The sequence below is a fragment of the Granulicella aggregans genome (assembly GCF_014203275.1).
Classification (GTDB): Bacteria; Acidobacteriota; Terriglobia; order Terriglobales; family Acidobacteriaceae; genus Edaphobacter.
The window spans coordinates 43,607-56,165 of record NZ_JACHIP010000002.1 but is presented as its reverse complement, the minus strand read 5'-3'; the positions used below and the strand labels follow the sequence as shown (position 1 = coordinate 56,165).

General features: G+C 59.3%; 10 protein-coding genes. 6 read left to right on the top strand and 4 right to left on the bottom strand.

Features of this window, described 5'->3' with window-relative positions:
* Nucleotides 1-359: 359 nt before the first annotated feature.
* The 5 genes from rplM to HDF16_RS05635 all read left to right on the top strand — a co-directional run bounded on the left by rplM (nt 360) and on the right by HDF16_RS05635 (nt 4,588).
* The gene (gene rplM / locus HDF16_RS05655; protein ID WP_184214418.1) at nt 360-827 is read left to right on the top strand and encodes a 50S ribosomal protein L13; all 468 of its coding nucleotides are present in this window, start codon (nt 360-362) and stop codon (nt 825-827) included.
* Between the two features lie 99 nt (nt 828-926).
* Nucleotides 927-1,322: a 30S ribosomal protein S9 gene (rpsI, locus tag HDF16_RS05650; RefSeq protein ID WP_184214416.1), complete on the top strand. Its 396-nt coding sequence runs from the start codon at nt 927-929 to the stop codon at nt 1,320-1,322.
* Between the two features lie 168 nt (nt 1,323-1,490).
* A complete protein-coding gene (gene rpsB / locus HDF16_RS05645; RefSeq protein WP_184214414.1) occupies nt 1,491-2,432 on the top strand; it encodes a 30S ribosomal protein S2 in 942 nt (313 codons plus the stop codon).
* Between the two features lie 155 nt (nt 2,433-2,587).
* Nucleotides 2,588-3,253 (top strand): translation elongation factor Ts, encoded by a 666-nt coding sequence (locus HDF16_RS05640; RefSeq protein ID WP_184214412.1) that lies wholly within the window; start codon nt 2,588-2,590, stop codon nt 3,251-3,253.
* Between the two features lie 153 nt (nt 3,254-3,406).
* A complete protein-coding gene (locus HDF16_RS05635) occupies nt 3,407-4,588 on the top strand; it encodes an RtcB family protein (RefSeq protein ID WP_184214410.1) in 1,182 nt (393 codons plus the stop codon).
* A 63-nt stretch (nt 4,589-4,651) separates the two neighbouring features.
* On the opposite strand, the gene HDF16_RS05630 is transcribed toward HDF16_RS05635, so the two are convergent.
* The 4 genes from HDF16_RS05630 to HDF16_RS05615 form a co-directional block, all read right to left on the bottom strand.
* Nucleotides 4,652-6,514 (bottom strand): APC family permease, encoded by a 1,863-nt coding sequence (locus HDF16_RS05630; RefSeq protein WP_184214408.1) that lies wholly within the window; start codon nt 6,512-6,514, stop codon nt 4,652-4,654.
* A 102-nt stretch (nt 6,515-6,616) separates the two neighbouring features.
* Nucleotides 6,617-6,823 (bottom strand): hypothetical protein, encoded by a 207-nt coding sequence (locus tag HDF16_RS05625; RefSeq protein WP_184214406.1) that lies wholly within the window; start codon nt 6,821-6,823, stop codon nt 6,617-6,619.
* A 3-nt stretch (nt 6,824-6,826) separates the two neighbouring features.
* Nucleotides 6,827-7,549, bottom strand: coding sequence for a response regulator transcription factor (locus HDF16_RS05620; RefSeq protein WP_184214405.1), 723 nt, complete (start codon nt 7,547-7,549; stop codon nt 6,827-6,829).
* Between the two features lie 2 nt (nt 7,550-7,551).
* Nucleotides 7,552-8,994, bottom strand: coding sequence for a sensor histidine kinase (locus HDF16_RS05615; protein ID WP_184214403.1), 1,443 nt, complete (start codon nt 8,992-8,994; stop codon nt 7,552-7,554).
* 133 nt (nt 8,995-9,127) lie between these two features.
* Here HDF16_RS05615 and HDF16_RS05610 point away from each other — a divergent pair, with 133 nt between their 5' ends.
* Nucleotides 9,128-12,517 (top strand): carboxypeptidase-like regulatory domain-containing protein, encoded by a 3,390-nt coding sequence (locus HDF16_RS05610; RefSeq protein ID WP_348641252.1) that lies wholly within the window; start codon nt 9,128-9,130, stop codon nt 12,515-12,517.
* Nucleotides 12,518-12,559: the final 42 nt, after the last annotated feature.

Sequence of the window (12,559 nt, the reverse complement as noted above, 5' to 3'; positions counted from 1 at the left end):
TGTCCTGCGGGGCAGGCTCTCCAGGCAGGTACTTCCAAGGGACAGCGGTGGCAGCAGCACTTGATGGATCCAGTAGGAGTCGCCAGCAGCAAGGCCGCCCCTGAAGCACCCATCCCACAGGCAATGCGCGTTCCAGCAGCCGGTTCAGCCCTTCCAGGCGTCCCGTCCTTTGCGTGATTTCGGGCGATTTTGCTCGTTCACGTTGATCGGATGTGGCCTGAAATGTTTGAGTTCGGAGCGGATCCCAAGTTTCGCGGCAGGCAGCTTTTTGCCCTTCGCACGGTACTAAAAATCAGCACCACCCTTCTTCATGCACCACGCCGACCACTGAAGACGGCAGAATCAGGGAGTAAACAACGATGTCCACTACGATTCCGAGCGGCAAAGATATCAAGCGCAAGTGGTACGTACTCGACGCCAGCGGCAAGACGCTGGGCCGTCTCGCGACCCAGGCTGCTTCGATGCTCGCCGGCAAGCTCAACCCGCTCTACACCCCTTATATCGATATGGGCGACCATGTCGTCATCGTCAACGCCGAGAAGATCGTTCTGACCGGCTTGAAGGGTGAGCAGAAGCTGTATCGCCGCTACACCGGGTTCCCCGGTGGTCTGCGTGAGGAGAGCTTCATCAAGCTGCTCGCCCGCCGTCCTGAGGCGATCGTTGAGCAGGCCGTGAAGGGCATGCTGCCGAAGAACAAGATGGGCCGCCAGATGGCAACCAAGCTGAAGGTGTACAAGGGCGGACAGCATCCGCACCTGGCGCAGCAGCCGGTGCCGTATGAGTTCCACGCTTCGAACGCGCCCAAGGCTAAGGCCGTCACCGCGTAAGCGACATCGTTGTGCGATGGCTGATCGTTCGCCAATCGCTTGAGAGAGTTTGAGTTACGAGATTCGGGGTATCGCCCTGAAGCAGTTTTAAGGAGCAGTATGGCAGATCTGATCCAGTACTACGGAACCGGCCGTCGCAAGTCGTCGATTGCGCGCGTGTTCCTCCGTCCCGGCAGCGGCAAGTTCACGGTCAACAAGAAGGAAGTAGATGTCTACTTCGTGACCGCGCAGCAGCGCGCCGCCGCCAAGCGTTCGCTCGGCATAGCCGGCATCGAAGAGACCTTTGATGTTTTCACTACCGTAAAGGGTGGCGGCGTGATGGGCCAGGCCGATGCAGTAAAGCTCGGCATCGCCCGTGCGTTGATGGAGTTCAACCCTGAGCTGCGTAAGGCGCTCAAGTCGGAAGGCCTTGTCACTCGCGATTCGCGTGGCAAGGAGCGCAAGAAGTACGGGCAGAAGGGTGCTCGCGCACGCTTCCAGTTCTCCAAGCGCTAGTCCTCAAGCTTTGCCGCCAGTTCTCGGCTTCTGCCGGGAGCTGGCGGTGGTAGCAAGTCGCATCACCCTTCGAAGCATCTCTGTCGAAGGTATGGAGTCCAATCTCCCGCAAGGGATCAATCCAGGCATCGGTGGTTACACCCGGCTGTCTTCACCAAGGAGCTTAATTTGGCAAACATCACTATGAAAGAACTGCTCGAAGCTGGCGTTCACTTCGGGCATCAGACTAAGCGCTGGAACCCCAAGATGAAGGAATACATCTTCGGCGAGCGCAACGGAATTTACATCATCGATCTGCAGAAGACCTTGAAGATGTTCAAGGAAGCTTCGAAGTTCGTCACCGATCTGACCTCGACCGGCAAGCTGATCCTGTTCGTCGGCACCAAGCGCCAGGCCCAGGATGCGATCGCCGAAGAGGCGACACGCGCCGGCATGCCGTACATCAATAGCCGCTGGCTGGGTGGACTGCTGACCAACTGGGTTACCGTGCAGAAGTCGGTGAAGCGCCTTCAGGAGCTCGACGACATGTCGACCGATGGCCGCTATGAGCTGCTGACCAAGAAGGAAGTCATCAAGCTCGAGCGCGAGCGCAAGCACCTCTCCACGAACCTTTCGGGTATCAAGGCCATGAAGCGGCTGCCGGATGCGCTCTTCATCGTCGACTCGAACAACGAAGCGATTGCCGTTGCGGAAGCTCGCAAGCTTGGCATCCCGGTCGTTGCGGTTGTCGACACGAACTGCGACCCGACGGTTGTGGACTACGTGATCCCAGGTAACGACGATGCGCTCCGCGCGATTCGCCTGTTCACCACGAAGATCGCGGATTCCGCTGCTGAAGGCGTCCAGATGGTTTCGGAGCGTGCATTCGCAACTGAGACTTCGGACATCCAGCCTATTGAGCAGGCTCCAGAGTTTGTGGGCGAAGAGGGCGAGATTGCTGACCCTGCGATCGCCGAAGTTCACGAGTCAGCTGGCGTTGCTGCGGCTTCGGTTGAGGACGAAGAGGTCGTTGACCTCGATGCCGTTCTCGGAGGCGGAATCCGGAAGGCTCCCGCTGCTGTCGAGACCGAGCAAGAGCCGGAAGCCGTTCACGCAGAAGCCACCGCATAATCTGCCTCCACCAATGGAGCCGGTTACGCGCACAGCGTTAGCCGTGCCGTAATCAGACTCGATTAGTTTAGGTGGCGCGGGCAAATTGCCCGCGCCACTCCTACAAGTGCCATCCATAAGGGCTGGCCGAAGCAAGTGCACTATCAAGGATGATCATGTCTACCGAGACCGCAGTAAAAGTTGATGCCAAGCTGGTGAAGGAACTCCGCGAGAAGTCCGGCGCGCCGATGGGCGACTGCTTGAAGGCCCTGCAGGAAGCCAAGGGCGATATGGAAGGCGCGTTCGTCGTGCTGCGCAAGCGCGGCATGGCTTCGGCTGCCAAGAAGGCTTCGCGCTCGACCAACGAGGGTGCTGTAGGTACCTACATCCACGCCGGCGGCAAGATCGGCGTCCTGCTCGAACTGAACTGCGAGTCGGACTTCGTTGCGCGCACCGACGACTTCCAGGAGCTGCTGAAGGACATCGCCATGCACATCGCCGCCGTTGACCCGCGTTATGTGGGCAAGGACGAAGTGACCGAAGGCGACATCGAGCGCGAGAAGGAGATCTATCGCGCCCAGGCTGCTGCTAGCGGAAAGCCAGCGGCGATCGTCGAGAAGATGCTCGAGGGCAAGCTCGGCAAGTTCTACGAGGAGTTCTGCCTGTTGGAACAGCCCTTCATCAAGGACCAGTCGCAGTCCATCGCGCAGATCATCGCGTCGAAGGTTGCAAAACTCGGCGAGAACATCAGCGTCCGTCGCTTCGCAAGATTCAAGATCGGCGAACCGAATTCGACCCTAGCCACGGCTAAAGTATCAACGGAGGAAGCACCCCAGGCGTAAGCCGAGCTTCCTAATCCGTTTGACTAACAAGCCCAGGCGACAGCCTGGGCTTTTCATTTGCGTTCGAAGCGATTCGCGCGACGGCCGCACCCAGCCTGACTGGAATATCGCGAGTCAACGCTCGTTGATTCCTGTCGAGAAAGGAATACAGCAATGCAGTTCATCGATGAAATCCCTGTGTGGGGAAAGCATGAAGACAACACGCTGGAGCAGGCGAAGGTCTGTGCCCGCCATGCCGAGTACTTCGCACTGATGGCCGATGGCCATCTCGGTTACGGCGTGCCGATTGGTGGCGTGATCGCCTCCGAGGGCCGCATCAGCCCCACCGCCGTGGGTTTCGATATCGCCTGCGGAAACAAGGCCGTGCGCCTCGATATCCCCGGTGCCGAAGTGCGTCAGAACATCCACAAGATCATGGATGACATCTGGCAGACGTTGTCCTTTGGAGTGGGGCGGAAGAACCGTGAGCGCAACGACGACTCACCGTTCATCACCGATACGCACGAAGGCTGGAACACGGAAGCGGCGAAGCCTCTACGGCACAAGGCCAACGCGCAGTTGGGGACGATCGGAAGCGGTAACCACTACGTCGACATCTTCGTCGATGAGCAGGACCGTGTCTGGGTCGGAGTTCACTTCGGTAGCAGGGGTCTTGGTCATGGCATTGCGACATGGTTCCTGAAGGCTGCGGGAGCGTCCGATGGAATGATGGTCGATCCGGTCTTTCTCGATGTCGAGAGCGACTTAGGTTCGCAGTACATCCACGCCATGCAGTTGGGCGGGGAGTACGCCTACGCCGGCCGTGATTGGGTCTGCGCGCGTGTTGCGAAGCTGCTGGGAGCGACGATTGAGGAGGAAGTACACAACCATCACAACTTCGCGTGGCTGGAAGAGCACAACGGCAAGAAGCTCTGGGTCTGCCGTAAAGGAGCGACGCCTGCGTTTCCGGGGCAGCTTGGATTTGTCGGCGGGACGATGGGCGAGATGTCGGTGATTCTCGAAGGTGTGGATAGCCCGGAGTCGGTCACTGCGCTCTACAGCACGGTGCATGGCGCTGGCCGTGTGATGGGCCGTAAGCAGGCGACTGGTGTCACCGATCGTAAGACCGGTGTGGTCAAGCGCGAGGGCCTCATCAAGCCTGAGATGATGCAGGAGTGGCTGACGCGTTCGAACGTCGTGCTGCGTGGCGGCGGAGTAGACGAGTCGCCGCACTGCTACAAGCGGTTGAACGAGGTGTTGGCGGCGCATGGGGAGACGATCCGTGTGCTGCACACGCTGACTCCGCTGGGCGTTGCTATGGCCGGTGCAAACGAGTTCGATCCTTATAAGGATTGAGTCTTCAAAGCAGCTTCAAGAGAAGAGCCCGGACTGCGGCCTGGGCTTTCTCTTGAAGCGTCGCTACAGATACCAGGGGATGTTGATCACCATGATGCGCTGGTTGCCGCGCAGCAGAAGCAGGAGCTTCAGCAGTTGCGCTCGCTGGTTGTGCAGGGGGGCTTGCCACCAGTGCTTCACGACCAACTCGGGGACGAGGACGGCGATCTGACGGTCGGGATGCTCTCGTTCGATTTGGAAGATGTGGTCGACCAGAGGCATCAAGACGAAGCGATACGGCGAGGGGACGAAGACCAGCTTAGGAACTTCTCGGCCCGCCTGGGCCAAGGGAGCGGCCACGTTGCGATTCCACATGGCGTCGACCTCGTTGCGGCACTCTTCGGCGTCGACATGGACGGCTTCGACGTGATCGCTCAGCTTCATGGCAAAGCGGAGGCCCTTCTCGGTGATGCGGGACCAGCGGTCGAGCGGGACGATGACCAATGGCGATGCGAGGTTGTCGACACGAATTGGACAGTCGGTCGCGGTGGCGGTCTCGACGCCTTTGTAGTGCCGCTTGATGCCGATCATCAGGAACATCAGTAATGGAATGAGGATGGCTACGATCCATGCGCCTGAGGCGAACTTTGCCACCAGAACGACGAGGAGCGTGATGCCGGTGGCGACGGCACCAATGCCGTTGACGATCATCCGGTAGTGGCGGCCCGGGCCGGTCTGATTCTTCCAGTGGATGACCATCCCGGCCTGCGAGAGGGTAAAGGCGAGGAAGGCTCCTATGGCGAAGAGCGGGATGAGTCGGTCGGTGATTCCTCCGAATGCGATGAGGAGTGCTGCGGTGAATCCCACCAGGGCGACTATGCCGTGGGAGTAGAGCAGGCGGCGGCCGCGGATCTTGAAGACATGCGGCAGGTAGTCGTGCATCGCGATGGCACGGGTAAGACGAGGGAAGTCTGCGTAAGAGGTGTTGGCCGAGAGCGCGAGCACGAGCAGGATGGAGGCACTGCCGATGTAGTAGAACCAGCCGCGTCCAATGACGGCGGCAAGGAGCTGAGAGAGCACGCTCTGGTAGCCGGCGCTGGTGGGATCGGTTGCCCCGATGCTGTAGGCCCGGCATAGCAGGGCGATCCCGCCGAGCAGGACCATCAGCAGCACGATAATGATGGTCAGCGTCTTCTTCGCGTTGCGCTGGGTCGGCTCACGGAAGGCGGCGACGCCGTTTGAGACGGCTTCCACTCCGGTCATGGCTGCGCATCCGCTGGAGAAGACCTTGGCCAGCAGCCAGAGCGAGAGCATCGATGTAGCGATGGGCAGGCGTGGCGGCGCGATGACCGGGATGGGATGGCCGTGGGATGCGATGACGCGGAAGGCCCCGAGTCCGAGGACGAACAGCAGGGTCCCGATGAACATGTAGGTCGGGATGAGGAACGCGATGCCCGTGTCCTTGGTGCCGCGCATGTTGATGAGGGTGAGGATGGCAAGGATGCCGAGGCAGAAGGCGAGGGTATGCGGCAGCAGGGAAGGGAAGGCGGATACGAGCGCCTCGACGCCTGCGGAGATGCCTACGGCAGCGTTGAGGATGTAGTCGATCATGAGCGCAGCAGCGGCAAGTAGGCCGGCTGTCTCGCCCAGATTCTCGCTGGCTACGGTGTAGCTGCCGCCGCCGTTGGGATATGCCTCGATGGTTTGGCGGTACGAGAAGAAGACGATGGCCAGCAGGGCGATGATGGCGAAGCTGATGGGGACGATGTGCGCGATGCCAGCCATGCCAAGAGGGATGAGCAGGGTGAGCGCTGCTTCGGGGCCGTATGCGGCGGAGCTGAGAGCGTCCAGACCGAAGACCGGGATGCCGGATATGGGGCCAATATGCTCCGCTCGTTCTTCAGAGGTTGCGAGCGGTTTGCCAGCTACGAGATGGAAGAAAGACATTTGTGCTCCGACTGTTCGTTACAGGGACAGATATCAACCCCGGTAGACTACTTCGATCGCCAAAAGCAAGTCGCAAAGGCAGGCAGCTCCCTGGACGCGTCGTCATGAGGGGTGGAAGGCGCGAAAGACAAGGACGACGATGGCGAAGAGCACCACGGCGCAAAGAACCATGGCTGCCAGTTCGGTCCTGCGGCTATCTTTTGCGGGCGGCTCTTCGGAGTCCGAGATCTTCTTCGCTTTGAGGAAGAAGAGGAATCTGGGGTTAGCGTGGCTACCCTGGATGGGCTTTTCATCTGCGGCGGATTTCATCACTTAGCGACCTGCCTCCTCTGTTTCGTCCAGGCTCGGCCGGAAGCGATAGCCAATGTGGCTCTCGGTGAGGATGTAGGCGGGATGCGAGGGGTCATCCTCGATCTTCTTTCTTAGCTGGTTGACGATGACGCGAAGATACTCGCGCTCCGTGCCGTAGAGCGGACCCCAAACCGAGGCGAGAAGGCGCTCGTGGCGAACTGGACGGCCGGCGTGCTGCATCAGGTAACGCAGTGTCTCGAATTCCTTTGGCGCGAGGTGGATCTGTTCGCCGCGCTTTTCGACGCGCCGCCGGTCTGCGTCAAGGGAGATCTCGCCGACGACGGTCAGGGGCTCGGTGGTGGCAAGTGGTGCATTCTGGCGGCGGACTACGGCACGAATCCGGGCTGTGAGTTCGCGGATCTGAAAGGGCTTGGTGACGAAATCAGAGGCTCCCGCGTCGAGCGCCTCGACGATGTCGTCTTCTTCGTCGCGTACCGTCAGCATGATGATTGGAAGTCCGGGATGTTGCTGCGAGATGCGGCGGCAGGTCTCTATGCCGCCCATGCCGGGCATGTTGATGTCGAGGAGGACAGCGTTGTAGGTCACCATGCGAAGGCGCTGCTGGGCTTCTTCGCCGTTGTGGGCCTCGCCGACAGAGAAGCCGAGGGCGCCGAGTGTCTCGAAGAGGCTGCGGCGGATTCCGGCATCGTCTTCGACGACCAGGATCCTGTTGTTCTGCTCCATTGCTATTCGCCTCCTGCGGTTCTCGGTAGGGTGATCGTGAAGGTCGTCCCGGTTGTGCGGTCGCTGCTGACGAAGGCCCGGCCGTGGTGTGCTTCCGTGATGCGGCGCACGACGGAGAGACCGATTCCAGTACCGGACACGGCGCGCGCTGATTCGGCGCAACGGTAGAAACGCTGGAATACTTTTTCCCGTTCGTCAGCGGGAATGAAGGAACCTTGGTTGGTCACACTGATCAAGAACTCAGACTGCTCTTCGCTGACCTGCACGGCGACGCTGGAGCCGGGAAGGCCGTACTTGCAGGCGTTGTCCAGCAACTGCAGTAATGCCATCTGGATCAGCTTCCTGTCAGCCTTCACGAGACGCGGTTGGGCTGAGACGAGCACATCGATTGCATGGCCCGCGATCTCGGGAGAGGACGCGTCAGCGGTCTGCCGCACTACCTCATTCACATCGATCGACTCGCGCTTCAGCTTCAGGTCGCCGCCATCGAGCCTGGCGGTCGAGAGCAGATGGGTCGCGAGATCATTCATCCGGCTCGCCTGATGGTCGATCATGGTGACGAGTCTTTGTTCAGTGCCAGAGAGTGTATCCATTGCCAGCAGCCCGGAGCTTGAGGTGAGGATCGTAGTCAGGGGACTTTTGAAGGCATGGGCGAGCCCATCGAGGATCGCAGAGCGAAGTTGTTCGCTCTGTTTGGCGGCCTTCGCGTCGGACTCGGTCGAGAAGGAACGCGCTCTCTCCATCGCGACCGCGACGAGCGCGGCAACGGCGTTGACGGTTGCCGAATCGAGGGTATGGCCGCAGAGGATAAGCGCACCGATGGGCCGTGTTCCCGCGCGCAGCACGCGGCGAGACATCGCAGCTTCCGGGTCGTCCTGCGTGATGTTGAGATGGAAAACGGAGCGCACCTCGTCGTCGGAGAGAGTGCAATTGCCACTGCGGGAGAGATGGAGATCGTATGCGTTCCAGAGAGTGATGCCTTGGATCTGCAGCGTTGAAAGGATGACGCTGGTGAGGCGCTGCTCAACGGCAGCATCGCGGTCGAGCAGGAGAATCTGCTGGCTTAGCTCGTAGAGTTTCTGCAACTGGTCACGATGGACTTCAGCTTCGCGGGCATGCCGGTTGGTCTGGTTCGAGAGTGTGCTGACAAGCAGGGCCGCTGCCTCAAAGGTGACCATCGCTATCCAGTCGCGCGAGTCAGTGATGTAGAGGACGAAGAGCGGGTCGGTGAAGAAGTAGTCGAGACAGAGCACTGAGAGCATGGAGACGACGGTTGCCTCGAACAAGCCCCAGCGCAGGGCGATCGCGGCGATGAGAAAGAGATGAAGCGATGTCGCAGCGGAGAGGTTCAGGTGCAGACGGAAGGCAGCGAGGGTCAGCACGATGGCAATAGCGCATCCGGCTGATGCCTTCAGAACTCTTTCCTGTATTGTGCCTGCTGCCATTACCCTATGCCGTCCCATTCCGACTATAGCGAGAGCGCCATAAGCAAACCGTAAAGGACAAGGTTATGCCTTGCTAACGGCAGAAGAGGTTCACTGGGAATGCCGGGTTTTTCGGCATATGAGGTGATTCAAGGTGAACTTCTTTAGAGGCTGTTCGACGAACGAGAATTTGATCGGCAGCAAAAAATCAGCGATTTCAGCGGCGATTCTTCTATTTATCCTCGTCGCATCCGCGGCGATGGCGCATGGGCAATCTACTTTTGGCAGCATGCGCGGTACGGTGCAGGACTCCACGGGGGCAGCGATTCCCGGGACGCAACTCACCCTGCACAGCATGGACGAGAACACTGACCGCACTGTCTCCACGGACACCGATGGCAACTTCGTCTTCGAGAATGTGAAGGCTGGCAAGTACAGCCTGCGAGCGCATCGCGACGGCTTTGCGGACACGGTCGTCTCGGGTCTCTCGATCGAGGCACGGCAGGATTTGCGCATCCCGACCACGATGAACGTTGCCGCAGAGACGACGACTGTCGAGGTGACCTCGAGCTCCGACCAGATCAACTCGGAGAACGCCACGCTTGGTGATTCGAAGACGAATATCGAGATGACGCAGCTTCCGCTGAACAATCGTGCGACGACGACCAGCCCGCTTGGCTCGCTGGCGCTTTCACCCAATGTGCAGACGGATAGTTCAGGCAACATCGCTCTCGGTGGCGCGAGTTCGTCGATGGTGAACTTCTCAGTTGACGGCATCTCCACGGCGAACGTGCGTCAGAACGGAGCGCTGCAGGATGCGTATCCGTCGCAGGAGGGAATCGCTGCGGTCAAGGTGACAGCGTTCAACAACAGCGCGGAGTTCTCGCAGATTGGCGATGTTACGTTCACGACGAAGAATGGAACGAATCAAATCCACGGCAGCGTCTTTGAGTATCTGCAGAACCAGGCGCTGGATGCGAACCCGTATGGCTTTGACGGTAAGGCCCCCAAGAAGTTCAACACCTTTGGATTCTCGCTCAATGGGCCGGTCGTGCTTCCTCATCTTTACGACGGCCACAGCAAGACGTTTTTCTTCGCGGACTACGAAGGCAACCGTCGCAGCACGGCGACGTTGCAGCAGTTTGTCGTGCCGACAGCGAAAGACCGCACGGGCGATCTCTCTGACATTGGCGGATCGCAGATCGCTGCGTCGCAGATCAGTCCTACAGCCAAGGCGGTTCTGAACTATATCCCGTTGCCGAACGTCGGCAACGGCGCGGATGCCAGCACGATCAACTACACCAACTTCCAATCGACACCGGCACGCACGGATGGTGCGGATATCCGGCTCGATCAGACTATCTCGTCGAAGCAGTCGGCTTATGCGCGGTTCAGCCGAAAGAACATCACGTCGAGCTTCGCGAATCCTTTCCTTCCCGACGATATCGATTCCGTGCACAATCGCAGCCTGCTGGTCTCGCATACCTACACGATCACTCCAAAGCTGCTGAACGAGTTTCGCTTCGGCTTTACCAATGTTGTCACGAGCGTCGACTTCCCCATTCAGGGTTCCGACGCGCTGAGCCAACTAGATCTGACGGGGGTGGATATCAGCCAGCACCCGTTGACGCATGCCTTCCCGACCTTCAACTTCAATGCAGGAACCAACTTCACGCCGATCGGCCGCGACAAGGCAGGCATCACTCAATCGAAGACGCTACAGTTCAGCGACAACGTGACCTACACCCTCGGGAAGCACACGCTGAAGGCGGGGCTTGATATTCGTCATGTGCGGTATTTCGACCTGGAGAGCTTCGCTCCTGCGTTTGCGTCGGATGACTTTGGCAGCTTCACCTTTCAGCCCAACTTCACGGGAAACGCATTCGGCGACTTTCTCGAAGGCGCACCGACTACGCTGAACTTCGCTGTGTCCAGCCCGGACGTAGGCGGGACTGCCAACCAGTACAGCATCTTCGCGCAGGACGAGTTCCAGCTAAGCAGCCGCATTACGTTGAGCTATGGCCTGCGCTGGCAGATCCTACCCGGCTTCCAGGAAGACGGTGGCAACCTCGCCAACTTCGATGCCAAGACGAATGCGATTGTGGTTCCCGATGAGCTCGCTGGCTATCTCACTAGCCAAAAAATTACCTCGTCGAATGTCGCCTTCCAGCAGTCCTTCAACGCATGCAATCTAAACAACAACAGCCTGCCTTGCACGAAGTACTTGACGGCAAGCCAGGACCACTTGCCGCAGAGTCTTCGCAATACCTACAAGGGCAACTTCCAGCCGCGGGTGTCGATCGCCTATCGTCCGTTCAACGACACAAAGACGGTCGTGCGGGCCGGCTTCGGTATCTACACCATGACAAACCTCGGGCCGTTATCGTTCAACAACAGCGGCAACCCGACCTCTAACCTGCACACGTACTCAAATGCGAATACGGCGGGAGCAAATACGCCGCAGATCGTCTTTCCGAATACCGCACCCTCAAGCACTACGGCACAGATCGGTGGAGGCGGTCTTGACCAGGGCGTCGATCCGAACTTTCGCGATCCCCAAGCGAACCAGTGGAACGTCACGGTGGAGCACGAACTCTCAAGCGCAACCTCAGTGCGTGCCAGCTATGTCGGCATGCACTCCTACAGGCTCAGCATCACGGAGGACCTGAACCAGATTCCGGCGAGCACCACTCCGTTCACGACGACTGCGGTTAGTCCCTACGTCGATCCGCGCTCGCCTTACCTCAACTGGATTGAGCTCTATAGCACGCTGAATGCTGGTGAGTCGAACTACCACGCTTTTGAGCTGGAGGCGACCCACAGGATGCAGCACGGGCTCTACTTCAACGCGAACTACACCTACGCAAAGAACGTCGCCGACAACCAGGGTGACGCTCCTAGCGCCTTTGCGGGCGAGGTGAACTACGGTCTGCCCATCACGGATCGTTTCAACGTCAAGCGAAACCTTGGTAACGTGGAGGGCACTCGCCGCAACCGGATGCTGCTGACTGGCGTCTACCAGCTTCCTTTCGGTGAAGGACGCAAGTTCATGAACTCGAGCCGGCTTACGGACGCTTTCTTCGGAGGCTGGGACGTGACCACCATCACGCTGCTTGAGACCGGGCCATGGCTTACCCCCAGCATCAGCAGTTCCGCCGATCAGTCGAATACAAACGTGGTCAACCGTGGAGCTCTGCTTCGTCCCGATCGCGTCTCGAACGGCACTACGGGCGCGGTGAAATACGATGGGCAGTCCTTCCTCGCTACCCCTGCCGGGTCGGGTCGCTTTGGTAACTCTGGCGTTGGAGTGTTACAGGGACCTGGCACGGCGACGGTGAGCCTCGGCGTCGCCAAGCAGTTCAAGGTAACGGAGAGGATCCATGCGCGGTTCGAGACGACGTTCACGAACGTCCTCAACCACACTAACTTCGCTCCGCCGGTAACGGCGATCGACAACTCTCTGTTTGGGCAGTTGACGGGGCCGCAGACTGCGGAAAACGCCGGAAACCGGACGGGCCAGGCTGCTTTCAGGATCGATTTCTAAATTCTGAGGGTGCTGAGCTTAAATGGTTTGGCCCGGCAAATC